Source organism: Pseudomonas sp. LB3P31 (assembly GCF_054897945.1).
On record NZ_CM142710.1, the window covers coordinates 5,024,630 to 5,048,602 of the forward strand.

Sequence of the window (23,973 nt, forward strand, 5' to 3'; positions counted from 1 at the left end):
TGGCCTCTTTCTTCTGTGGGAGCGAGCCTGCTCGCGAAAAACCTGAATGCACCACAGTGTCCGTCAGTGCAGCGTCTTCGTTGACGACCATCGCGAGCAACATCGCCCGTGCAGGAAGAAGATGACAGAAGCTTCACCTGCAGAATCCCGAAATGCGTTAAAACACCTGAACTTATCAGATGTTTCCTGCTCTCATGCCGGTAGCCATTGGTCGTGGCCGCCTGATAAGCTCGCGGCTTTATTCGATTGCCCTTTAGGCGCATGAACAAGGAAATAGCATGAAACAGCATCGGTTGGCGGCGGCGGTGGCCCTGGTAAGCCTGGTACTTGCGGGTTGTGATTCGCAGACCAGCGTAGAGCTGAAAACCCCGGCGCAAAAAGCTTCCTACGGGATCGGCCTGAACATGGGCAAGAGCCTGGCTCAGGAAGGCATGGATGATCTGGACTCCAAGGCCGTTGCCCAGGGCATCGAAGATGCCGTTGGCAAGAAAGAACAGAAGCTCAAGGATGAAGAGCTGGTCGAAGCCTTCGCTGCGCTGCAGAAGCGTGCTGAAGAGCGTATGGCCAAGATGAGCGAAGAGTCAGCCTCCGCTGGCAAGAAATTCCTCGAAGACAACGCCAAGAAAGCCGGTGTCACCACCACTGCTTCGGGCCTGCAGTATGAAGTGGTCAAGAAAGCCGACGGCGCCCAGCCCAAGCCTACCGACGTAGTGACTGTTCACTACAGCGGCACCCTGACCAACGGCACCGTGTTCGACAGCTCCGTTGAGCGTGGCAGCCCGATCGATCTTCCAGTTAGCGGTGTGATCCCGGGTTGGGTCGAAGGTCTGCAACTGATGCACGTAGGCGAGAAGTACAAGCTCTACATTCCTAGCGAACTGGCTTACGGCGCGCAAAGCCCAAGCCCGGCAATCCCGGCCAACTCGGTGCTGGTATTCGACCTGGAACTGCTGGCGATCAAGGATCCGGCAAAACAGGACGACGCAGCGAAGTAATTTGCGTCTGCTATGAAACAACGCCTCGCACATGCGGGGCGTTGTTGCATTCGCAGTCTGGCAAACAAAAAACGGTAAACGGAAAGCGGCAAGCAGCAAACAAAACGAACCGATAGGGCAGGCTGCAGTCATAGCCATTGAAGACGCCCGCGCTAGCCGCGCTGGGGCGCCAAGTCAATGAAATGTTGGGTTTTTTTATGTGAGTAAAAAACGCCCGATCTGAGCTAGGCCCTTATGAAACGGGGCCTTCAGCGGCAAAATGCAGCTCTGTTCACAAGGTTATCCACAATTTGTGTGGATAACATTTCAGCGGGAGGAAATATGAAAGCACCTTGGAACTTTGCTCGTTTCCTGCCATTGGCCGGCCGCCTGCTGGCCCGTGGCCGCTTGCCCACCTTGCTGTTCGCTGTTGCCAGCAAGGGTGCGAGCCAAGGTAACCGCCTGGGCAAGCTCAAGGATGACCTGCGTCTGCTACAGGCACTGTGCCTGGCCTATTGGCGCGGTGAGTACCGTGCCATCAGCCCCAAAGCGCTGGTTTCCGTGGTTGCCGGGTTGATGTATTTCCTCAGTCCGGTAGATGCGATTCCGGATTTCATTCCGGTATTCGGCATGCTCGATGACATCGCCGTACTGGCATGGCTGATGAAAGTCCTGGATGACGAACTGTCTGCGTTTCGTGCCTGGCGCAAGCGCCAGGTGCCGGAAAAGCTCGCAGTAGTCGAGCGTCTGCCCGATACACCGGCGCAACTTCGCCTGCAAAAACCGAAAAAACCCTGAGCTGATTGAGGATCTCCCGGATAATCATGCACCTCGTGACCGTGGTCGGCGACCTTGGGCGCTGTTAGGATTACACTTCAAGGGAAAAGTGCCGACTCGCAAAGTGTCGTTGTCCTACGGGGAAGTCATGGATATTCAGATAATCACACGCGAAGGCGAGCCCGAGTATGCGGTTTTGCCATGGGCTCAGTATCAGGCTCTACTGAAGGCAGCAGGCATCGATCAACCAGCGCCGCGGGCTGCACCACAACCGCTCGTGGCAGCGCCAGACCAGATTCTTCCCGGCCTGGATCAACTACGCATTTTGCGCGAAGCAAAGGGCATCGCCATCGAGGCGCTTGCCCGCACGGTAGGCATCAGTCCGTCTTATCTGGCCCTGATTGAAAGTGGCGAGCGTCAACCCGACGCTGCGATTCGCCGCAGCCTGGCCTGGGAATTGACGGTGCCAGGGTGGAGGGATGAATCGTGAGCGTTCGCATCAGTCGTCAACATTGGGACGGTCTGCTGGGTGAACTGGACCAGGCCCGACGACAGCGTCACCTGCTGACGTACCGGGCCTTGCTGGAGCGACTGCAATTGCCGACCCCTGCCATGCAAACTTTGACCGCCGCCCTTGAGCACCTGGCCGCGCTGGATGCCAAGGCGGAACAGCCATTGCGCAGTTCGCTGGTGATAAGCCAGGGTGCCAGTCGCTTGCCACGCACCGGTTTTTTCGAATGCGTTGAGCGCCTTGGGCGTTTCTCCGGACCATCGGATGGCGTAGCCGCAGCTTCCTGGCACGCTTCGGAAGTGGTGCGGGTGTTCGAATACGAATACCCCGAATCGGCAGAAGCCTGAGTGTTTCTCAAGCTCAAGGCGCGGGCCGGTTACTGGCTGGCTCGTCGGCTGTTCCATTGGTCCTGGTTTGTGCGCCAGCCCCGCGGGTGGAGTTGGCTGGAGGGCCAGTTTGCGCGCATGGCCAACCTGGGTGATGTCGGCGCGCAAGGCTTCTACGGGCACATTCTGACCTTTCGTGGGGTTGGGCTTGGGGCTCGGGAGGAAGGCGTGCGGTTGTTGCGCCTGGCGGCGTTGGCGGGGGACGGCAAGGCGGCGTATCAGGTTGGCGTGATCAGTTTGGCAGGCACGACGAGCAAAGTACCGGATCCGGTAGAGGCTGCGAGGTTCTGGGGGATTGCGGCGAAGGCAGGGCATCCGCTGGCTGAGATCAAGCTGCAGGAGTTGGCGTCTCGCGGTTCCGATGCGCCTTCCTCAATCTAAGGTGACAGTACCGACGCCATCGCGAGCAGGCTCACTCCTACAGGGTTGCGCCTGGATCGAATAATGTGAACGACACCTAAACCTGTAGGAGTGAGCCCGCTCGCGATAGCGCTCTCCCATTCACCGCCGCTCCATCAGTAATCCATCCTCCAGCCCGGGCACCGCCAGGCTATCAATCAAATACACGCTATACCCCGGCACATCCTTCGCATGATGCTTGGCCAGGGAAGCCATCTCCGCCAATTGGCTAGCATCAAGCTGCCCACAAGCCTCTGGATGCAAATGCACCACCCCGATGGACAATGTCAGCAGCGCAAACTCCTGCCTCACACCCTGGCGGTTCGGGGCGATAAAGCAGCCGGCTTCAAGATGCTCGCTACGGTAAAAACGCCGGCACTGGCTCTGGAAATCATCCAGCAACTGGTTCAAGCGTTTGCGCCAGTCTTCAGGGCCAAGCACCAGCAAAAAGTCATCCCCGCCGATATGTCCGACAAAGTCCCGGGACGGATCGACTCGATCATTCAGACACTGCGCCAGGCACAGCAGCACTTCATCGCCACGGCCATAGCCATAAATATCGTTGAAGGGTTTAAAGCTGTCGATGTCGACGTAACAGATCACCGACTCGCGTTGCTGCTGCAGCAGACGAGTGAGGCACTGCTGGATCGGCACGTTGCCGGGTAGCAAGGTCAACGGGTTGGCGTAGCGGGCTTGCTGGATCTTCAGTTCTGTAATCAGCTTGAGAACGTCGATCACCCGCCCCAGCCCCAGATACTCGCCGTTCAGGGTAATGATGAAGTCTTCCTCAATACGTTGGCGGGCACGGCTGGTGATCAGCCGGCTGACCTGCTGCAGCGATTGAGTCATCTCCACCGCCAGAAAATCATCGCTCATCAGCCGGCTGATCGGCTTGCGGGCGAACAGGTCGGTCGCAAAGGGCTTGAGCAGGGCGTCCGAGAGCGAATGCCGGTGGACGATGCCGCAGGGCTGGCTCTGATCGTCCAGCACCGCCAGCGAGTTCAGGTTGGCCTGGCGGCGGAAAGCTTCCAGCACCGTGGCGGTCGGCGTACTACGCGCCACCGCCAATTGTTCGTTGAGCAAAGCGCTCAGATCGCAGCCTTCGTCGTTCAGCGCCACGGCGTTGCTGTCGTGCTTGGGCAGCATGTTGCGGGCATCCCGTGGCGGCTGCTCCTGGGGGCGGCACAGCAGATAACCCTGGACCAGATCAACGCCCATTTCGGTCAGCACCGCGAGTTCTTCCGCCAGCTCGATGCCTTCGGCGATCACCTGCGCGCGGGAGGCCTTGGCGATTTGCAGGATCGAGCCAACGAATTCGCGTTTGACTGCGTCCTGGTGAATGCCGTCAATGAAGTGCCGATCGATCTTCACATAGTCGGGGCGCAATTCGGACCACAGCCGCAAGCTGGAGTAGCCGGCACCCAGGTCATCCAGGGCAATGGAAAAGCCCATGGCCCGATAGTGATGCAACGCGGCCTGTAGCAACTCGAAGTCATCGGTCGGGGTCTGTTCGGTCAGCTCGATCACCACCTGGCTCGGCGGAATGCCGAAATCCTGCAGCACCTGGAGCGTGCGTCCCGGTTGATGTGCCGCTTCGAGCAGCGATTCCGGCGAGACGTTGAGAAACAGCTTGCCGGGCAACTGCTGGCCTTTGAAACGTCGGCAGGCATTTTCGCGACAGGCGATTTCCAGCTCGCTCAGGCGCCCTGCCTGACGTGCAACAGCGAACAATGCGAGGGGGGAATGCAGCGGGCTGTTGGACGGGCCGCGACTGAGGGCTTCATAACCGATCACGCGTTTTTCGGAGAGGCAGACAATCGGCTGGAACAGGCTGTGCAATCCGCCTTGAGTCAGTATTGAACTCAGGGCGCCCAGCTGTTCGGTTGTGGTCATGGCAATCTCTGGCGAAAAAAAAGGACCGGACGAGCGCTTGGTCAGCGCCGGTCCGGTCCCGTATTTCACGACAGAATGATGACTATTTGATGACGCTCCGCAGAGCGTTGCCGTTAAATCGCCCTCATCTTAGTGCTTGGCCACCGCTGTGTTGAGCTTGAGGTAGTCCAGCAGGATACGACCGGTCTCGCTCAGATAAGCGTCGTCTTCCGGCTTGGTTTTGTCCGGCTCAGCCGCGATGGCGTCCTCGTCTTCCTTCTTCAGCTCTTTGAGCGGTTCTTCGCCCTTGGCCTTGCGGCGGATGTTTTCCATCACCAGCTGTTTGTTTTCAATATCGGCGTGTTGCGCACGACGCTCGGCTTCGTTGAGGCTGACGGTTTTTTCTTCCATCAGCTTCTGCGCCAGGGCCAGCTTGTCGCGAATGAACACAAACTCCGCGTCTTTGCCGGTACGCAGGTCATGCTCGGATTTGAGCTGCGCCAGGTACGGCTTGAACGGGTCGGCTGCCGGCTTGATGGCGGCCTTGATGGTGTCCCACGGCATGGCTTCCGGCAGCGCGCTCTCGCCGATTTCCTTGGTGTCGATGATTGACGGGTAATCGATGTCCGGCAGGACGCCCTGGTGCTGGGTGCTCTGGCCGGATACCCGGTAGAACTTCGCCAGCGTCAGTTTCAGTTCACCATGGTTCAGCGGCTGAATCGTCTGCACAGTGCCTTTGCCGAAGGTCTGGCCGCCAATGATCAATGCTCGGTGGTAATCCTGCATGGCACCGGCAAAAATTTCCGAAGCCGAGGCCGACAGGCGGTTGACCAGCAACGCCATCGGGCCCTTGTAGAACGCGCCCGGGTTCTCGTCTTCCAGTACGTCGACGCGGCCGTCGGCATTGCGTACCAGTACGGTCGGACCTTTGTCGATGAACAGGCTGGTCAGCTCGGTAGCTTCCTGCAAGGAGCCGCCGCCGTTGTTGCGCAAGTCGATGACGACGCCGTCGACTTTCTCTTTCTGCAACTCGGTCAGCAGTTTCTTGACGTCGCGGGTGGTGCTTTTGTAGTCCGGATCGCCAGCACGGAAGGCCTTGAAGTCCAGGTAGAACGCCGGAATCTCGATGACGCCCAGCTTGTAGTCCTTGCCATCCTGCTTGAGGTTGAGGACCGACTTCTTCACCGCCTGGTCTTCAAGCTTCACCGCTTCGCGGGTAATCGGCACGATCTTGCTGGTCTGGTCGTTCGGCGCATTGCTGGCCGGAATTACTTCAAGGCGCACCACGGTGCCTTTCGGGCCACGGATCAGCTTGACCACTTCGTCCAGGCGCCAGCCGACCACGTCGACCATCTCTTTGTTGCCCTGGGCAACGCCGATGATCTTGTCGGCAGGAGCCACCAGCTTGGTTTTGTCGGCCGGGCCGGCAGGCACCAGGCGCACCACTTTCACTTGATCGTTGTCGCTCTGCAACACGGCGCCAATGCCCTCGAGGGACAGGCTCATGTTGATGTCGAAGTTCTCCGCGTTATCCGGCGACAGATAATTGGTGTGCGGATCGTAGGACATGGCGAAGGTGTTGATGTACGCCTGGAAGATGTCTTCCGCGCGAGTCTGATCCAGGCGCGCCAACTGATTCTTGTAGCGCTTGGTCAGGGTTTCCTGAATCTGCTTGGAGTCCTTGCCTGCGATCTTCTGGCGCAGCACTTCGTCCTTGACGCGTTTGCGCCACAGGTCGTCGAGCTCGGCGGTGGACTTGAGCCAAGGTGCTTCCTTGCGATCGATCAGCAAGGTTTCTTTGGTGTTGAAGTCGATCTTGTCGACGCCCTTGTTCAGCTCTGCAAGGGCAAAGTCCAGACGCGCCTTGACGCGGTCCAGGTAGCGCTTGTAGATGGTGAACCCGGCGTTGAGGTCGCCGCTTTTGAGGAAGTCGTCGAACTGGGTCTTCCACTTGTCGAATTCGGCAATGTCGCTGGCCAGGAAATAGCTGCGCGACGGATCCAGCAGCTTGAGGTAGCTGTCGTAAATGATCTTCGAGCGCGCGTCATCGAGCGGCGGCTTGCTGTAGTGATGGCGCTTGAGCAACTCGACGACGTTCAGGCTGGCGATCACTTCGTCACGATCAGGCTGAAGCTTGTCCCAGCTATTGGCTGCAAACGAATTGGTCGACATCGGCAACAGGCCGATACCAATGACTAGAGCTAGGGCGGTGCTGGGGAAAAAATGCTTCATGCTGATTCGACGCGGGGACATTTGATCACGCATATTAGGCCGTCTTTGAAGTCGCCGGTTCCACAAGGGCCGGTCGCATAATGCAAGAAAGCCCGATGCTACAGCTACGGGCTCAGTCCAGACTCACTATGGAGGCACTGTGAAAGCATTGCAAGGCGTGGAAGGTCAAGTGGTATGGGTGGAAGAGCCGAGTCCTACCTGTGATGTAGGACAAGTTCGCATCCGGGTGTCGGCTGCGGGACTCAATCGAGCGGATTTATTGCAGAAAGCGGGGCTTTATCCGCCGCCACCCGGCGCCAGCCAGGTGCTTGGGCTGGAGTGTTCCGGGGTGATCAGCGAGGTCGGTCCGGGGTCGTCCTGGCAGGTGGGAGATCGGGTTTGCGCCCTGCTGGCCGGGGGCGGGATGGCTGAAGAGGTGGTTGTCGACGGGCGGCATGTGTTGCCGGTTCCCGAAGGAATGTCGCTGGCCGAAGCGGCAGCGCTCCCGGAGGTTTACGCAACTGTCTGGCTTAATTTGTTTCAGCTGGCAGCGCTCAAACCCGGTGAGAAAGTTCTGCTGCACGCCGGAGCAAGTGGAATTGGTTCAGCCGCCATTCAGCTGTGCAAGGCATTTGGTAACCCGTGCTGGGTCAGCGTCGGGTCTTCCGAGCGCCTGGCCTATTGTGAAGCACTGGGGGCCCAGGGTGGGGTGATCCGCGGCGATGAGCTGGACAGCTTGAACGACCTGGGGCCGTTCGATGTGATCCTCGACCCAGTGGGGGGCAACTACGCGGCGCTGAATCTCAAGCTGCTCGCCCCGGATGGGCGCTGGGTGCTGATTGGCCTGATGGGCGGCCGCGAGGCGAAGCTGGACCTGGCCCAGGTACTGGCCAAGCGCGTGCAGTTGCTGGGTTCGACCTTGCGCGCCAGGGATGACCAGTTCAAGGCTGACTTGTTCAGCGATTTGAACCAGCACGTCTGGCCGTTGTTTGCCGAGGGCCGGTTGAGTCCGCAGTTGGCGAAGACTTTTGCGATCAAGGATGCCGAAGCGGCGTTTGCCGAGCTGGCGTCAAACACCGTGGCCGGGAAGTTGGTGCTGTTAATAGACGAAACCCTTAACTAACAACCCAAAACCCTGTGGGAAAGGCTGCACTGCGGGAGCAAGACTGTGGGAGCAAGGCTGTGGGAGCAAGGCTTGCCCGCGATGAACGATGACGCGGTCCAGCTATAAATCGCGGTGCCTCCATCGCGGGTAAGCCGTGCTCCCACAGCCTTGCTCCCACACGTGTTGGCATTATTTCCAGAGATGGACCGGCCAGCCGGCCTTTTCTGCGTGCTCAAGCAACACCGGATCCGGATTTACCACGTGTGGGAAATCTACCTTCAACAACAGCGGTAAATCGTTACGTGAGTCCGAATAAAAACTCGCGCCTTCCAGGTTCTCTTCTTCTGCATCCAGCCATTCCAGCAATCGGGTGATCTTGCCTTCGCGGTAAGTCAGGGTGCCGGTGGTGTGGCCGCTGTACACGCCGTGTGCCACTTCCAGTTCGATCCCGAGAATTTCGTCGATACCCAGGCGCTCGGCAATCGGCCGCACCAGGTGCGTGCCCGAGGCGGAGATCACCAGGATCCGGTCGCCTGCCTTGCGGTGAGCAGCGATGGTTTTGGTCGCGTCGCTGAAGATGAGGGGTTCGATATAGTCTTCCACCCACGGCCCCACCAGATGCTCGACCTCTTCCGGGGTGCGGCCGATCATTGGTTCCAGGCTGAAGGTCATGTAGTCCTCCATCCGCAGCTTGCCGTGGCTATAGGCGTCCATCAGTTCGTTGTTCTGCCGCATGAACGACTCGGGATCGACCCAGCCCAGCCGGCCCATCTGTTCGCTCCAGAGGGTGGCGCAGTCGCCGTGGATCAGGGTTTCGTCCAGATCAAAAATTGCCAGGGCCATCAGTACGGTTCTCTCTTCAACGTCAGCAAGGGCATCAGGCTACCTCACACAGGGCCGCAGGATCGATGGAAAGCGCCAGGCGTTGACCATCGGGATGCAGATCGGCTGCGGAGCGATTAAGCACATCCACTATCAATTCCACGCCACGGGCTTCAACCCGGTAGCGAATGACATTGCCCAGCAGGCTGTGGCTGCGCACCTGCGCGTCCAGCTCGCCATTGAGGCTCAGTTCAATGGCCTCGGGACGAATGGCGATGCGCCCGGTGACCGGCCTTTGCAGCAGCTTCGAAGCACTGTCGGCATCCAGCAGGTTGTAGTTGCCGATAAAGCCAGCAGCAAATGCATCGACGGGCGCGGTGTACAGGGTTTCGGCATCGCCGCTTTGTACGATCTTTCCCTGATTCATCAGGAAAATTCGGTCAGACAGGGTCAGTGCTTCTTCCTGATCGTGTGTGACAAAGATCGTGGTCAGGCCGAGATCGCGCTGGATCTGACGGATCTGTTCGCGCAAGTGCTTGCGAATTCGCGCATCGAGGGCCGACAACGGCTCATCCAGCAACAGCAGGCGTGGGCGCGTGACCAGGGAGCGGGCAAGGGCGACTCGCTGGCATTGGCCGCCTGACAGTTGGTGGGGATAACGCGCGGCGAAGTCGTTGAGCTCCACCAGCCTCAGCACTTCGGCGACCCGCTTGTGGCTGTCGTCGGCGTTGACTTTCTGCATGCGCAGCCCGAATGCCACGTTCTGCTCCACGGTCATATTGGGAAATAGCGCGTAGCTCTGGAACACCATGCCGATCCCGCGTTTCTGCGGACTCATGGGGACCAGGTCGACCCCGTCCAGCAGAATTTGCCCACCATCCACCGGGGTCAGCCCGGCGATGCAACGCAACAGGGTGGACTTGCCGCACCCGGATGGGCCGAGCAGGGTGACAAACTCGCCTTTGCGGATTTCGCAGTTGATGTCGCTGAACACTGTAGTGCCGGCGTAATTCTTCTGTAGGTGTTGGACGCTGACGTAGCTCATTCGCTTTTGTCCTTGTTCAAGATAGTGGCCACCCAGGTCAGAACCAGCACAAAAAAGAAGTAGGAAATCACCAGCGCACTGGTGAAGTGGCCGCTGCTGTTACGCATGTTGTTGAGGTACACCTGCAGGGTTTCGTAGCGGGTGCCGACGAGGATGTTGGCGAACACGAACTCTCCGAACAGGAATGAGAACGACAGCAGCAGCGCCACCATCAGGCCCTTGCGCAAGTTCGGCAACACCACCAGAAATGCCGCCTGCCAGGTGCTGGCGCCGAGCAGTTGGGCGGCGTCCATCAGGTCGCGCAGGTTGATCGCTTGCAGGTTGTTGGTGATCGCCCGATACATGAACGGCAGAGCCACGGTGAAGTAGCAACCGATCAGGATCCACGGCGTGCCGACCATCGCGAACGGGCCGGAGCCATACAGCTGCAGCAGCCCCACCGACGACACCACTGGCGGCACCGCAAAGGGCAGCAGGATCAGGATGTTCATCAGCGCATCGAGTTTCGGGAAGTGGTAATGCACCACGAACAGCAGCGGCAGAATCAGCACCACCGACAGGATCAGCGCGCCGACACACACCAGCAATGACTGGCCGAAAGCGTGGAGAAAACGCGGGTCGCCCCATAGCTGCGCATACCATTTCAAGGTAAAGCCGCTGGGCAGGATCGTCGCTGACCAGCTGGTGGCGAGCGAATAGATCAGGGTGCCGGCCAGGGGCAGCACCAGAATCGCGAACAGCAGGTACACCACGACCCGATGGTAGATGCCCACGGCACCCGGTTCAGCGCGAGACATGGTAACTCCTCTTCAACAGCAGCTGATGCACGATGGTCACCAGGGTCATCAACGCCACGAGCACCACGGCAAGGGCACTGGCGAGGTTCGGGTCCAAGGAAATGTCGCCGGAAACCATCGCCGCGATACGGATCGGCAGCGCGTTGAAATTACCATTGGTCAGGGCGTAAACCGTGGCGTAGGCCCCCAGCGCGTTGGCCAGCAGGATCACGAAGGTACCCAGCAGTGCAGGCGTCAGCACCGGCAGGCCGATGTGGCGCCAGAACTGCCAGCCGCTGGCGCCGAGTAACGCCGCCGATTCGCGCCAGTCTTCGCGCAATGCGTCGAACGCCGGGTACAGCAACAGCACCCCAAGCGGAATCTGGAAGTAGGTGTAGAGGATGATCAGCCCGGTTTTCGAGTACAGGTTGAAGTCCTGGATGATCCCGGCCTGCTTGAGCAAGATAGTGAAGCTGCCGTTGAAGCCGAGCAGGATGATGAACGCGAAGGCCAGGGCCACGCCGGCAAAGTTGCTGGTCATGTTGGCAAACGCGTTGACGAAATTGCGCAGTCGCGAGTCGACCCGGCGCAGGGAATAGGCGCCGAGCACGGCAATGATGATCCCGAATACGCTGGACCAGAAACTGATCTCGAGGCTGTACTGGATCGCCTGCAGGTAGAACTTCGAACTGAAGATCTTGGTGAAGTTGGCCAGGCCCCAACCGAACTCCTGTGACTCCAGGCTGTTGATCATTACCCAGCTGAGCGGTGCGAGCTGAAAGACGATGAAGAACAGCGCGAAGGGTACCACGCATAGCGCCGCCAACCATTTGCCGCGAGTCATGGTGTTCACTTGAGCAGCTCCCGGCACACTGGTTTGTCGTGGGCCACACCCAACAATTCACAGACCGTACCGCAGATCTCGATTTGTTTCGGCGCGGCATCGGCGTTGAAACTGAAGGCGTCACCGAGCACGAACAGCGGCACTTCGCGTTCTTCGGCGAGCAGGCCGTTGTGGGATCGATCATTGTTCATGCCGTGGTCGGCGGTCACCATCACCTGATAGCCGGCATCGAGCCAGCCTTGCAGGTAATCGGCGAGGATGATGTCGACGGAGCGGGCACTGTTGCGGTATTGCGCGCTGTCGAGGCCGTGCTTGTGCCCGGCGTCGTCGATGTTCATCGGATGCACTAGCAGGAAGTTCGGCGAGTGCTGCAGGCGCAGGTGTTCGGCGTCGGCGAACAGGTGCGAATCGGGGTAGTGGTCGTTCCAGTAGAAGTGCGCGTGCTGGATCGGTAAATCGGGGTCATCGGTGTGACGATCCCGGGCGGCCACGAAGGGTGACCGGTTGTACAGCTCGCTGACCCAGTGATAGGCCGCCGCTGCAGTCGTGAGCCCGGCGGCGCGCGCATAGTGGTAGATGCTGCGTTGGCTGGACAGGCGCGAGACATTGTTATGCACGATGCCGCTGTCGATCGGCGTGACACCGGTCAGGATGCATTCGTAAAGCGGACGGGACAGGGCCGGCAATTCGCATTCCAGCTTGTAGAGCGCCGCGCGTCCTGCGCCGACATACGCCTGCAAATGCCCCATGGCGTGGCGTGCGACCTCATGGTTGAGGCCGTCGAGCACGACAAGGATGACGTTGTGCTTCATAGGGGCGATGACTCCAAGATCATTGCTGAACGGTGTAGGAGCTGCCGCAGGCTGCGATCTTTTGATCTTTTGATCTTTTGATCTTTTGGATCAAGATCAAAAGATCGCAGCCTTCGGCAGCTCCTACGGATGCAGCATTACTGCATGTTGATAATCACTTCTTCCTGCCACTTCTGCGGCAGCGACTTGGAGGTCTTCTCCCACGCATCCGCGTCCTTGATCGGCGTCACGTTCTTGTACTGCTCATTCGGCAGCAGCTTGTCCTTGACGTCGTCCGGCAACGTCACGTGTTCGGCGCGGATCGGGCGGGCGTTGCCGCGCGCCAGGTTGATCTGACCGGCATCGCTGAAGATGTACTCGCGGGCCAGCTTGGCGGCGTTCGGGTTTTTTGCGTATTTGTTGATGATCGTGGTGTAGCCGGAAATCACCGCTCCGTCAGATGGGATCACCACGGTGTAATCGTCGGGATTGACCATCTTGGCCTTGTAGCTCAGGCCGTTGAAATCCCAGACCACACCGACCTCGATTTCACCTTTTTCCATGGTGGCAATCACCGGGTCAGTCATCGACAGGCGACCCTGCTTGGCGATGTCGGCGAACATCAGCAGGGCAGGCTGCAGATTTTTCTCGTCGCCGCCATTGGCCAGTGCGGCGGAAAGCACACCGTTCGCCGCCTGGGCCGAGCTGCTCACGTCACCGATGGAAACTTTGTACTTGCCGTCTTTAAGGTCTGCCCACTTGGTCGGTGCATCGGAACCGTGCAGCAGCTTGTTGTTGATCACGAACGCGATGGTGCCGGTGTAGGCCAGCGCCCAGTTGCCGTCACTGTCCTTGGCCCAGCTCGGAATCTGCTCCCAGGTACTTGGCTTGTAAGGCTGAACGACCCCTTGCTTGACCGCGATCGGGCCGAACGCCGCGCCCACGTCACCAATGTCAGCAGAGGCGTTGTCTTTTTCTGCGGCGAATTTGGCGATCTCCTGGGCCGAGCTCATGTCGGTGTCGATGTGCTTCAAACCGTAGTTCTTGGCCAGGTCGTCCCAGGTGCCTTTCCAGTTGGCCCAGTTGTCGGGCATGCCGACACTGTTGACCGATCCTTCCGCTTTCGCTGCGGCTTCAAGAGTTTTCAAATCATCAGCCGCCATGGCGGCGGTGCACATGGCAATGGTCGAGCCTAACAGTGATGCCAGGAAAAGCTGTTTCATCCGAAGCTCCTTTGGGCGTTTTCAACGCTGCGATTGCGATTGAGTTGGTCTAGGTCAGCAATACCTGAGCCAATCTAGGCGGCCTGGATGACATTTTGATGTCCAGCCATGGCGCGCCGGTATTCCCTGCGCGGGAAGCCTCAGGGTGCGAAGTAAGCGTAGACCATGGCTAAATGGCTGATCTACAAGGAGATGGCCGCGATCTTGCGGGCACTGATCATCGCCGTTCGGCGCCTTTGTCATCCGCCAGTCACATGCAGTGCCTAGGCTGGAGGGAGCCAATTTGAATATGGGTCTGGCCCCGAAACAGCGCTGGTCTAGTCCAGATAGGTAACGTTGATGCGCATCGAGACAACTAAAGCGGTGACAGCGATCGGCCAAGTGCTGCAGGAACAGCTCGATCACGGGCTGTTGGCTCCCGGTAGCAAACTCCCGGCAGAGCGCAAGCTCAGTGAGTTGTTCGGTACCACCAGGATTACCGTGCGCGAAGCACTGTTGCAGCTGGAAGCCCAGGGGCAGATTTACCGGGAAGAACGCCGCGGCTGGTTCGTCTCGCCGCCACGCCTGGCCTACAACCTGATGCAGCGCAGTCACTTTCACGCGATGGTCAGCGCCCAGGGCCGGGTGCCATCGACCGAAGTGATCAGTGCACGCCTGCAACCGGCGTCAGCGGCAGTCTGTGCCTGGCTGCAGCTGCCGGCCTTGTCCAGCGTGATTCAGATCTGCCGGGCGCGGCGGATTGACCAGCGGCTGGTGTTGTACGTCGAGCACTATCTCAATCCACGGTTTTTCCCGGGAATACTCGATTTCGATTTGAATCAGTCGATTACCGAGCTGTACGCCCGGCATTACGATCTGCATTACGGCAGGGTGCGCTTCGAGATCGTGCCGACGGCGCTGTCGGTGGATGCCTCCGCCGCCTTGCGCGTGTCGGTGGGCAGCCCTGGATTGCGCATCGCTCGGGTCAACTACGACCAGCACGAACGGCTGATCGATTGCGACCTGGAGTTCTGGCGCCACGATGCCATCCACGTCAGCGTCGATGTCACCTGAGCCAGGTCGCAACCAGACTCAATAGCCTGATTAGCCGAATCGATAAATATCCATCCCCAATGCGCCCATGGTGAAACCCTTGTGGCTGATGCTGAAGGGGCCGCCGGCGCCGCGGGCGAAGTACAGCGGCAACAGGTGTTCGTCGCTTGGGTGGTTGCGAACGGCGTTCGGCGCTTGCTGACGATAGTTATGCAGTGCGGATTCATCGTTGGCGGCAAGTTTCTCGATGATCCAGTCGCGGAATGTCTCGGCCCAGGGTTCGACACTGTCCGGGCCGGCATGCCGGTCGAGCTCGCGCAGGTTGTGGGTGATGCTGCCAGACCCGATCAACAGCACGTCTTGTTCACGCAAGCCTGAGAGGGCCTGTCCGACGCGGGTCTGCAAGGCCGGACCGCCACGGGTCGGCAGCGAGACCTGTACCACCGGGATGTCTGCTTGCGGGTACATCAGCGACAGCGGTACCCAGACGCCGTGGTCGAAGGGTCTTTTAGTATCGATGCGCGCCGGCAGGGCGGCGGTCTTGAGCAGTTCGACCACCTCCAGCGCCAGTTGTGGATCGCCGGGGGCCGGGTATTGGACCTCGAACAGCGCCTTGGGAAAACCACCAAAGTCGTGCCAGGTCTCCGGATGCGGATTGCCGCTGACCAGCAGTTCGTCGCTTTCCCAATGTGCCGAGACAATCACGATAGCCTTGGGGCGCGGCAATTGGGCGGCGAGCCGCGCCAGGGCGGGGCCGCTTGCACCCGGTTCCAGCGCCAGCATGGGGGAACCGTGGGATATATACAGACTGGGGAACATGGATGAGCTCCTGAGAGTTAAGATGGCCTCATCTTCAGTCAGATCATTGATCTAAATCTAATATAAGTTTTAGGGTGTTTTGATCGAATTTTCGGGGTTATTTATGCAGCCGGAGTTTTGGCACAAGCGGTGGCAGTCGAATCAGATCGGCTTCCATCTGCCGCAAGTGAATCCTTATCTGCGACGGTTCTGGCCGCAACTGGACCTGGAAGAAGGCGCTCGCGTGTTGGTGCCGTTGTGTGGGAAAAGTCTGGACCTGCTGTGGCTCGCGCGTGAGGGTCATGAAGTCCTTGGGATCGAGCTGTCGGAAAAGGCCGTCGAGGATTTCTTCAGTGAGCATCATTTTGACCCTGATGTCAGCGAACAGGGACCCTTCAAGGTCTACCGCGCCGGCTCGATCGAGCTGTGGTGCGGGGATTTCTTCGAGTTGACGGCGGGTGATGTGGCCGATTGCTCCGGGTTGTACGACCGTGCTGCGCTGATTGCGCTGCCGCCGAAGATGCGTAAGGAATACGCGGACCACCTGAACCGGATTCTGCCAAAGGACGCATTGGGGCTGTTGATTACCCTTGATTACGACCAGGCGCAAAAAGACGGGCCGCCGTTTGCCGTGCTCGATGATGAAGTGCAGCGCCTGTTTGGGAACTACTGGGCGCTGAAGATCCTGGAAGACCAGGATGTGCTGGGTGAGGAGTGGAAGTTTGCCGAGGCCGGCGTAACGCGGCTTGAGGAGCGGGTTTATCGGGTTTCTGCCCGTTAATTGATATTGTCTGTATTGGCCCCTTCGCGAGCAAGCCCGCTCCCACACTGGATCGGTGCCAGGCGCGGCTCCCTGTGGGAGCGGGCTTGCTCGCGAAGGGGGCCGAATCAGCATCACTAATCCAGACAAACAAAAAAGGCCCGCATCGCTGCGGGCCTTTCTGTTCCAGCAGGGACTGTCAGCCCCGACGACGCAGTGCGTCAATACGCTCTTCCAGCGGCGGGTGGCTCATGAACATGCGCGCGAACCCTTGCTTGATACCGCCGTTGATGCCAAACGCGTTCAGCGTGTCCGGCATGTGCACTGGCAGACCCTGCTCGGCCCGCAGGCGTTGCAAGGCACCGATCATCGCGCTGGAACCGGCCAGGCGTGCACCGGCTTCGTCGGCACGGAATTCGCGTTTGCGCGAGAACCACATGACGATCGAGCTGGCCAGGATACCCAGCACCAGTTCGGCGAAGATCGTCGCGACGTAATAAGCGATGCCCTGGCCTCCTTCGTTCTTGAAGATCACTTTGTCGACGAAGTTGCCGATAATCCGCGCAAAGAACATCACGAAGGTGTTCACCACGCCCTGGATCAGCGCCAGGGTGACCATGTCGCCATTGGCCACGTGCCCGATCTCGTGGGCCAGCACGGCCTTAACTTCATCCGGCGAAAAGCGCTCGAGCAGGCCCTGGCTGACCGCGACCAGCGCGTCGTTTTTGTTCCAGCCAGTGGCAAAGGCGTTTGCCTCGTAGGCCGGGAAAATGCCGACCTCCGGCATCTTGATTCCGGCTTCCCGAGACAGCTGCTCAACCGTTTGCAGCAGCCATTGCTCGTGACGAGTGCGCGGCTGGGTAATGATCTGGGTGCTGGTGCTCATCTTCGCCATCCACTTGGAGATGAACAGCGAGAACAGCGAACCGGCAAAACCAAAGACCGCACAGAAAATCAGCAGCTGATTGAGGTTGAGATCAACCCCATTGGCCGCCATGAACCCGTTGAAGCCGAAAAGGCTCAGGGTGATGCTGGCAATCAGCACGACCGCCAGGTTAGTGGCCAAAAACAGCAGGATGCGCATCATGGTTGTAGAAATCTCCTCAAGCTAAAGATGTAGCGTACTGCGGGGTATATAAGGTGCTGCACCGGGCTATTCAACCGGGTGACTATTTCAAACTGTGTCCTACAGCCACAGACTAGCTGTTTGCAGGGCGTTTCCGACGTGAACCGGGGAAAATCATGTCAGCCGTTTCCCAAGGCGCGGGCCGTCGTTATTGGACCGCAGCCCGGAACCTGGTCGTGCTCAGCTGGCGTAATAGCGGTGCAGGGTTGGCAGGGAATAAGTATTGCTGAATTAGTCACCGTGCGACATTGACTGGCGTCGCACGGTGAGTCCGGGCCTTACTGGCGATAGGACTTGAGAAAGTTGCCGATGCGGCCTATGGCCATGTCCAGGTCGTCCACTCGGGGCAATGTGACAACGCGGAAGTGATCCGGCCATGGCCAGTTGAAGGCGGTACCTTGCACCACCAGCAGCTTTTCCGAGAGCAGCAGGTCGAGAACAAACTTCTCGTCGTTATGGATCGGGCAGACTTTCGGGTCAATCCGCGGGAAGGCATACAGAGCGCCCATCGGTTTTACGCAGCTGACGCCGGGTATGGCGTTGAGCAGTTCCCAGGTGCGGTTGCGCTGTTCCAGCAGGCGACCCTGCGGCAGCACCAGGTCATTGATGCTCTGGTAACCGCCCAGCGCGGTCTGGATCGCGTGCTGGCTTGGCACGTTGGCGCACAGGCGCATGTTGGCGAGCATATCGATGCCCTCGATGTAGCTCTGGGCATGGTGTTTTGGACCGGAGATGGCGATCCAGCCGGAACGGAAACCCGCCACGCGATAGGACTTCGACAGGCCGTTGAAGGTCAGGCATAGCAGGTCCGGCGCCAGGGACGCGGTGCAGATGTGCACGGCATCGTCGTACAGGATCTTGTCGTAGATCTCGTCGGAAAACACCACCAGGTTGTGCTGGCGGGCCAGTTCGAGCATGCCCAGCAACACTTCCTTCGAGTACACCGCCCCGGTCGGGTTGTTCGGGTTGATGATCACCAGGGCCTTGGTGTTAGGCGTGATCTTGGCCTTGATATCGGCCAGGTCCGGCCACCAATTGGCCTGTTCGTCGCACAGGTAATGCACCGGATTGCCGCCAGACAAGCTCACCGCAGCGGTCCACAGTGGATAGTCCGGGGCCGGCACCAGGACTTCATCGCCGTTGTTGAGCAGCGCCTGCATCGACATCACGATCAGCTCGGAGACGCCATTGCCCAGGTAGATGTCCTCAATGCCGACGCCTTCCACCTGCTTTTGCTGGTAGTACTGCATGACGGCCTTGCGCGCGCTGAACAAGCCTTTGGAATCGCTGTAGCCTTGGGCGGTCGGCAGGTTGCGGATCACGTCCTGGAGGATTTCATCCGGCGCTTCGAAACCAAAAGGCGCAGGATTGCCGATGTTCAGCTTGAGGATGCGATGGCCTTCCTCTTCCAGGCGTTTGGCGTGCTTGAGCACTGGGCCGCGAATGTCGTAGCAGACGTTGGCGAGCTTGTTCGATTTGCTGACCTGCATGGCGATGTGTTCCCGAAAATGAACGATCCAGGCGGCGTATGAACTACCGTACTGGGAATCCTGCGTATTCACACAGGCCTGGCGCTTTGAAATGCAGCACCCGTAAATCCGTTTGAATGCGCGTGGTCTGGCTGCCAGACTGGGGTTTGACGAGGCGCAATCATACGTGCCGCCCGATCCGTGGAAAAGGTACAGATCGGGCTTTTTCAGCTGCTGAGGTGTGACGATGGAAAAGTTGGATAGAACTCTTGAAGAATGGAAGGCCATGCTCGATCCGGAGCAGTATAACGTTTGCCGTCTGAAGGGCACCGAACGCCCGTTTTCCGGCAAATACAATGGCACCAGGACTGACGGTGTTTACCACTGTATCTGTTGCAACGAGCCGCTGTTTGATTCGAAGACCAAATTCGACTCAGGCTGTGGCTGGCCGAGCTTTTATGCGCCGATTGGTGACAGTGCGATGGTCGAGATTCGTGATGTCAGCCACGGGATGATTCGCACCGAGGTGGTGTGTGGCAAGTGCGATGCGCATCTGGGCCACGTGTTCCCGGATGGGCCGCCGCCGACCGGGTTGCGGTATTGCATCAATTCGGTGTGTCTGGATCTTGTTCCTCGGGAATGATCGGGTACCTCCATTTTTTCGGTGACGGCGGGGTGTTCGGTTGTCCTGTAGGAGCTGCCGAGTGAAACGAGGCTGCGATCTTTTGATCTCGCTTTGTGTACATATCCATTTCTGCGGTAACGGCTTCCATTGGTTCCGCTTTTACAGCGGGTCACTTGGAGAAGCGCCAAGTAACCAAGCGCTTTCTGCCCCACCACTTGGCACCTCGCTAGGGCTCGGTGTGCCCTCACTCCGGCATTGCTCCGCGGGCCGCCGCGATGGCCCATCCATGGGCCAGCGCGGCTAAACCGGCATCCTTGCCGGTTTACCCGCTACGCAATGCCTGCGTTCGGCCAGCGTGGTTAACGGGGCGTCCGCGATCAAGAACCGGGCCGAGGCGGCCTGAGAGCCGACCTGGCTGGTAGTTCGGCTGTGCATCAGCGGTGAATGGCACACCCTTGAATGCAAGTACCCCTGTGGGAGCAAAGCTTGCTCGCGATGACGGCGTACCAGTCACCATAAGTATTGAATGCCAATCAGTCATCGCGAGCGAGCTCTGCTCCCACAGATATGAACCCCCACAGGTTCTCATTTCAAATTCAGAGAAGGCGCACGATCAAACGCGCGCAGCGCGCCGGCTTGATGCCTTGGTCGGCCCGAAGGCCGCCACGGCAAAGCTTTTGATGACAGGCGCCCCGTAAAACCACGCTGGCCGAACGCAGGCATTGCGCAGCGGGTAAACCGGCAAGGATGCCGGTTTAGCCGCGCTGGCCCATGGATGGGCAATCGCGGCGGCCCGCGGAGCAATGCCGGAGTGAGGGCACACCGAGCCTAGGCGAGGTGCCGAGTGGTGGGGCAAGAAGCGCTTGGTTACTTGGCGCTTTTCCAAGTGACCCGCTGTAAAAGCGGAACCAATGGAAGCCGTGACCGCAGAAATGGATATGTACACAGCAAGATCAAAAGATCGCAGCCTCGTTTCTCTCGACAGCTCCTACACACCCCCAACACAGCTCCTACAGAAGACCGGAATAACAAAAGGCCAGACAAAAATTAAATTGCACACAATTCAATTGCTCACTATCTTAAAAGCTCCCCCAAACCCAAGAGCCCACCCATGACCGACAACCTGCTGAGCATCCCGTGCACCACCATCACCGGCGAACAAAAAACCCTGGCGGACTACGCCGGCAAAGCCGTACTGGTCGTCAACACCGCCAGCAAATGCGGCTTCACCCCGCAATACAAGGGGCTCGAAGCGTTGTGGCAGACCTACAAGGACCAGGGCCTGGTCGTACTGGGTTTCCCCTGCAACCAGTTCGGCAAACAGGAACCCGGCAATGAAGGGGCGATTTCCGAGTTCTGTGAGCTGAACTTCGGCGTCAGCTTTCCGCTGTTCAAGAAAATCGAAGTCAACGGCGCCGGCGCCCACCCATTGTTCGTCCAGTTGAAAAAACGTGCACCTGGCGTATTGGGCTCACAGGGCATCAAGTGGAACTTCACCAAATTCCTCATCGGCAAGGATGGCCAGTTGGTCAAACGCTTTGCCCCGGCGACCAAGCCGCAGGACCTGAGCCGTGAGATCGAAGCCCTGCTCAAATGAATACGCCGTTCGACTCCCTGCAGCTCGACAGCCAACTGTGCTTCAAGCTGTACGCCGCGTCCCGGGCGGTGATCCGGGCGTACAAGCCGATGCTCGACCAGCTCGGGCTGACCTACCCGCAGTACCTGGCCATGCTGGTGTTGTGGGAGTGGCAGGAAAACGCCCCGCAGCAGCCAACGGTCAAGGCCCTGGGTGAGCGCCTGGCGCTGGATTCCGGGACCCTGACGCCGTTGCTCAAGCGTCTCGAACAGCTGCAACTGGTCCAGCGCCGGCGCTCTTCCCGTGATGAACGGGAAGTGCACATTAGTCTCAGCGAGGCGGGCAAGGCGTTGCGGGATCAGGTCGCGCCGCTCAAGGCCCGGTTGTTGTGCGACAGCGGCGTCGATCTGGATCGGTTGCATGAACTGCGCGACGGCCTCGATCACTTGTTGGGCCAGATCAGGGCGTTGTCGTAGCCGGCATCCATAAGTCCAGCAGGGCCGCGAGCTCCTCGCGGCGGAAGGGTTTGGCCAAATAATCGCTCATGCCTGCGGCACGGCAGCGTTCGCGTTCCTCGGACATGGCGTTGGCAGTCAGGGCCACGATCGGCAATTGCGGCCAGCGACCGCTGCGGCGAATCTGCCGGCTGGCTTCATAGCCATCCATCACCGGCATGTTGCAGTCCATCAGCACCAGGTCGAACTCACGCTGCTCAAGCTGATCCAGAGCCTCGGCGCCGTGCGCCGCCACCACCACCTCGCAACCCAACTTGCCGAGCATGCGCTTGGCTACCAATTGGTTGACCGGATTGTCCTCCACCAGCAATACCCTTCCGCGTCGCTGGGGTGACAGCGCTTCGAGGCGGGCGTCGTTGATCGTGTTGATTTCCGGCTGCAGTACCCGTCGTAATGTCTGGAACAGCGCGTTACGCGCCAGTGGCCGCGCCTGCTGTTGCAAGGGGGCGAGGGCGCTGGCTTCTTCGCTGGGCATGAAACTGCCGTAGGCGGTCACCAGCAAAATCGGCGCGGTACAGTTCGGGCGCAGGACGAACAGACATTCCGGGCAATCGGTAATGACCACGTCGGGGTCCAGACCGAGCAGGGAGTCCTCGATTGACCGCTGTTGATACTCCAGCCCCCAGACCGGCAACACATTCTTCAACAGTTCCGCGAGGCCGCTGCTGGCTGCGGTGATGGCCACCACTTTGCCCTGCAAGGCACTCGGCGGCAGCGCGCGGGTGTGACAGGGTAGCGGCAGGTCGGCACAGAACTGGCTGCCGAAACCGGCTTCCGAGCTGATGGACAGGCGCCCCTGCATGGCTTCGCACAGGTTGAAGGTCAACGCGAGGCCGAGTCCTGTGCCTCCGAATTGTCGGGTAATGCCGGCCCCGGCCTGGGTGAACGGCTGGAAAATCTTTACCTGGGCGTCCTGGGGAATGCCAATGCCGGTGTCGCAGACTTCGATCCTGACGCCGTCCTTGAAGGTCGACAGACGCACATCGACGCGGCCAAAACGAGTGAATTTGAGCGCGTTGGACAGCAAGTTGCTGACAATTTGCCGAACGCGGGTCGGATCGCCGAGGACCAGCGCCGGAAAGCGCGGATCGATCAGGCAGGTCAACTCAACACTGGGCGCGGCGTTCTGCGACAGCAGGTTGGCGGTGTCCTCGACCAGCGCGCCGAGGTCGAATGGAATGTGCTCGAGCTCCAGCTGGCCGGCGTCGAATTTCGACAAATCGAGGATGTCGTTGAGCAGCTCCACCAGCACCTTGCCCGAGTCATGGGCGATGGAAAGTTGCTGCTGCTGTTCGGCATTCAGCGGACCATCAAGGGACAACGCGATCATCCCCAACAGACCGTTGAGCGGAGTGCGGATTTCGTGGCTCATGTTGGCGAGAAACACCGAACGCGCCTCAGCCATATCCAGCGCGGTGCTGCGCGCCACCTCCAGTGCCTGGTTGGACTGGCTGAGCCGGCTGTTGATCGCCTTGAGTTCGGCAGTCCGTGCGGAAACGACATTTTCCAGCTGGGCGAGGTAGTCGGTCAGGCGGTTCTCCGCGTTGCGGCGTTGCTGGATTTCCGTGGCGATGTTCTCGAACTGCTGGTTGGCAACCTTGACCAGCACGCCGATTTCATCGTGCTGATGCCCCGCCGGATACTCCAGCCAGGTCGGTTCGACGCTGCGCGGATCGCGCTCGCTGAGTTCGCGGATGACCCGCACCAGGGGTTTGGTCAGCATTACGTAAAACAGCGCAAGCAGGATGCCGGTCAGCAACAGGCTGCGCGCAAATCCATTGAGCAGCGTCACTTCCGCCCGGCGCAGAAAGCGGCTGCCGAATGCATAGGTGTCGACTTCCAGGCGCAGGGTGCCGAGGGATTCTTTGGGCAGATGGTGCAGGTACAGGCGATCTTCGAATTGTCGCTCGGCGCCAAACAGATAGTCGCTCAGCACCCGATAAGTGCTTTGCTGAGGCGGTCGCTTGACGTTCGCCAGCTCTGTGCCGTTGTTGTCGATCAACTGCGCGCCGATGATTGCCGGCGAGCGCAACAGCCCCAGCGTCAGCTCCTGGGCGAGTTCTGCATCGATGTTGTAGGCGATACGCGAAGCCGGGTTGTGGCTGATTTCCAGCAGAGACTGGATTTCACGGTTGATGGAGGCGTCTTCACTGGCATAATCGATGCCTATCTGCAGCAGGCTGAGCAGCGTGCCGAGAATGAAACCAACCAGCACGGTCAGCCGGGCTTGCTTGTACGACAGCCGGTTGGTGAATTTGATATCCATGGGGTGTTGAACCACTTTCGTTTCCCTGCGCTGCCCAAGCATAGCTGATGATGCATGGATACCGGCGTTG

23 protein-coding genes are annotated in these 23,973 nt (G+C 59.3%); 11 read left to right on the top strand and 12 right to left on the bottom strand.

All coding sequences use genetic code 11. The annotated features are described in order from the left end of the window. The first annotated feature begins 278 nt into the window (after positions 1 to 278). From ACYZTK_RS22990 to ACYZTK_RS23010, 5 genes are all read left to right on the top strand, one after another. A complete protein-coding gene (locus tag ACYZTK_RS22990; RefSeq protein WP_462011916.1) occupies positions 279 to 995 on the top strand; it encodes an FKBP-type peptidyl-prolyl cis-trans isomerase in 717 nt (238 codons plus the stop codon). 321 nt (positions 996 to 1,316) lie between these two features. Next, complete coding sequence (locus tag ACYZTK_RS22995; protein ID WP_462011917.1) at positions 1,317 to 1,772, top strand: YkvA family protein; 456 nt, start codon at positions 1,317 to 1,319, stop codon at positions 1,770 to 1,772. A 127-nt stretch (positions 1,773 to 1,899) separates the two neighbouring features. Then, complete coding sequence (locus ACYZTK_RS23000; RefSeq protein WP_462011918.1) at positions 1,900 to 2,241, top strand: helix-turn-helix domain-containing protein; 342 nt, start codon at positions 1,900 to 1,902, stop codon at positions 2,239 to 2,241. Beyond that, on the top strand, positions 2,238 to 2,609 hold the full coding sequence (locus ACYZTK_RS23005) for a hypothetical protein (RefSeq protein ID WP_003223109.1): 372 nt from the start codon (positions 2,238 to 2,240) through the stop codon (positions 2,607 to 2,609). Before ACYZTK_RS23000 ends, ACYZTK_RS23005 begins: the two co-directional genes overlap by 4 nt. Continuing rightward, entirely contained in the window at positions 2,610 to 3,029 is a 420-nt protein-coding gene (locus ACYZTK_RS23010; protein WP_462011919.1) for an SEL1-like repeat protein, read from the top strand. A 120-nt stretch (positions 3,030 to 3,149) separates the two neighbouring features. On the opposite strand, the gene ACYZTK_RS23015 is transcribed toward ACYZTK_RS23010, so the two are convergent. Together ACYZTK_RS23015 and ACYZTK_RS23020 are read right to left on the bottom strand one after the other, a co-directional pair. Next, positions 3,150 to 4,940: a bifunctional diguanylate cyclase/phosphodiesterase gene (locus ACYZTK_RS23015; protein ID WP_462011920.1), complete on the bottom strand. Its 1,791-nt coding sequence runs from the start codon at positions 4,938 to 4,940 to the stop codon at positions 3,150 to 3,152. A 129-nt stretch (positions 4,941 to 5,069) separates the two neighbouring features. Continuing rightward, positions 5,070 to 7,151 (bottom strand): carboxy terminal-processing peptidase, encoded by a 2,082-nt coding sequence (locus ACYZTK_RS23020; RefSeq protein ID WP_462011921.1) that lies wholly within the window; start codon positions 7,149 to 7,151, stop codon positions 5,070 to 5,072. 139 nt (positions 7,152 to 7,290) lie between these two features. Between ACYZTK_RS23020 and ACYZTK_RS23025 the strand changes: the two genes are divergently transcribed. Beyond that, a complete protein-coding gene (locus ACYZTK_RS23025; RefSeq protein ID WP_462011922.1) occupies positions 7,291 to 8,253 on the top strand; it encodes a zinc-binding dehydrogenase in 963 nt (320 codons plus the stop codon). A 171-nt stretch (positions 8,254 to 8,424) separates the two neighbouring features. Here ACYZTK_RS23025 and ACYZTK_RS23030 read toward each other — a convergent pair whose 3' ends face one another. The 6 genes from ACYZTK_RS23030 to ACYZTK_RS23055 form a co-directional block, all read right to left on the bottom strand. Continuing rightward, positions 8,425 to 9,078 carry an HAD family hydrolase gene (locus ACYZTK_RS23030; RefSeq protein ID WP_462011923.1) on the bottom strand — a complete coding sequence of 218 codons (654 nt, stop codon included), beginning with the start codon at positions 9,076 to 9,078 and terminating at the stop codon, positions 8,425 to 8,427. 34 nt (positions 9,079 to 9,112) lie between these two features. Further along, positions 9,113 to 10,102 carry an ABC transporter ATP-binding protein gene (locus ACYZTK_RS23035; RefSeq protein WP_462011924.1) on the bottom strand — a complete coding sequence of 330 codons (990 nt, stop codon included), beginning with the start codon at positions 10,100 to 10,102 and terminating at the stop codon, positions 9,113 to 9,115. Then, on the bottom strand, positions 10,099 to 10,899 hold the full coding sequence (locus ACYZTK_RS23040; RefSeq protein ID WP_462011925.1) for an ABC transporter permease: 801 nt from the start codon (positions 10,897 to 10,899) through the stop codon (positions 10,099 to 10,101). The genes ACYZTK_RS23035 and ACYZTK_RS23040 overlap by 4 nt, the downstream gene beginning before the upstream one ends. Then, positions 10,886 to 11,722, bottom strand: coding sequence for an ABC transporter permease (locus ACYZTK_RS23045; protein ID WP_462014957.1), 837 nt, complete (start codon positions 11,720 to 11,722; stop codon positions 10,886 to 10,888). Before ACYZTK_RS23045 ends, ACYZTK_RS23040 begins: the two co-directional genes overlap by 14 nt. A 5-nt stretch (positions 11,723 to 11,727) precedes the next feature. Continuing rightward, positions 11,728 to 12,534 (bottom strand): alkaline phosphatase family protein, encoded by an 807-nt coding sequence (locus ACYZTK_RS23050; RefSeq protein ID WP_462011926.1) that lies wholly within the window; start codon positions 12,532 to 12,534, stop codon positions 11,728 to 11,730. Between the two features lie 137 nt (positions 12,535 to 12,671). Further along, the gene (locus tag ACYZTK_RS23055) at positions 12,672 to 13,736 is read right to left on the bottom strand and encodes an ABC transporter substrate-binding protein (protein ID WP_462011927.1); all 1,065 of its coding nucleotides are present in this window, start codon (positions 13,734 to 13,736) and stop codon (positions 12,672 to 12,674) included. 339 nt (positions 13,737 to 14,075) lie between these two features. On the opposite strand from ACYZTK_RS23055, the gene ACYZTK_RS23060 reads away from it, so the two are divergent. After that, entirely contained in the window at positions 14,076 to 14,789 is a 714-nt protein-coding gene (locus ACYZTK_RS23060; protein WP_462011928.1) for a UTRA domain-containing protein, read from the top strand. Between the two features lie 30 nt (positions 14,790 to 14,819). Here the strand turns inward: ACYZTK_RS23060 and ACYZTK_RS23065 are convergent, their stop codons facing one another. Further along, positions 14,820 to 15,587 carry a DODA-type extradiol aromatic ring-opening family dioxygenase gene (locus ACYZTK_RS23065; RefSeq protein ID WP_462011929.1) on the bottom strand — a complete coding sequence of 256 codons (768 nt, stop codon included), beginning with the start codon at positions 15,585 to 15,587 and terminating at the stop codon, positions 14,820 to 14,822. A gap of 103 nt (positions 15,588 to 15,690) precedes the next feature. Between ACYZTK_RS23065 and ACYZTK_RS23070 the strand changes: the two genes are divergently transcribed. Beyond that, positions 15,691 to 16,347, top strand: coding sequence for a thiopurine S-methyltransferase (locus ACYZTK_RS23070; protein WP_462011930.1), 657 nt, complete (start codon positions 15,691 to 15,693; stop codon positions 16,345 to 16,347). Positions 16,348 to 16,525: 178 nt separating this feature from the next. Here ACYZTK_RS23070 and htpX read toward each other — a convergent pair whose 3' ends face one another. After that, positions 16,526 to 17,413 (bottom strand): protease HtpX, encoded by an 888-nt coding sequence (gene htpX / locus ACYZTK_RS23075; protein WP_462011931.1) that lies wholly within the window; start codon positions 17,411 to 17,413, stop codon positions 16,526 to 16,528. A 317-nt stretch (positions 17,414 to 17,730) separates the two neighbouring features. Further along, the gene (locus ACYZTK_RS23080; RefSeq protein WP_282380133.1) at positions 17,731 to 18,942 is read right to left on the bottom strand and encodes a pyridoxal phosphate-dependent aminotransferase; all 1,212 of its coding nucleotides are present in this window, start codon (positions 18,940 to 18,942) and stop codon (positions 17,731 to 17,733) included. A gap of 226 nt (positions 18,943 to 19,168) precedes the next feature. Here ACYZTK_RS23080 and msrB point away from each other — a divergent pair, with 226 nt between their 5' ends. From msrB to ACYZTK_RS23095, 3 genes are all read left to right on the top strand, one after another. Continuing rightward, entirely contained in the window at positions 19,169 to 19,564 is a 396-nt protein-coding gene (msrB, locus tag ACYZTK_RS23085; protein WP_462011932.1) for a peptide-methionine (R)-S-oxide reductase MsrB, read from the top strand. A 1,093-nt stretch (positions 19,565 to 20,657) separates the two neighbouring features. After that, a complete protein-coding gene (locus tag ACYZTK_RS23090; protein WP_462011933.1) occupies positions 20,658 to 21,143 on the top strand; it encodes a glutathione peroxidase in 486 nt (161 codons plus the stop codon). After that, a complete protein-coding gene (locus ACYZTK_RS23095; protein ID WP_462011934.1) occupies positions 21,140 to 21,598 on the top strand; it encodes a MarR family winged helix-turn-helix transcriptional regulator in 459 nt (152 codons plus the stop codon). Before ACYZTK_RS23090 ends, ACYZTK_RS23095 begins: the two co-directional genes overlap by 4 nt. Here ACYZTK_RS23095 and ACYZTK_RS23100 read toward each other — a convergent pair. Continuing rightward, positions 21,582 to 23,903, bottom strand: coding sequence for a hybrid sensor histidine kinase/response regulator (locus ACYZTK_RS23100; protein WP_462011935.1), 2,322 nt, complete (start codon positions 23,901 to 23,903; stop codon positions 21,582 to 21,584). The genes ACYZTK_RS23095 and ACYZTK_RS23100 overlap by 17 nt on opposite strands. Positions 23,904 to 23,973: the final 70 nt, after the last annotated feature.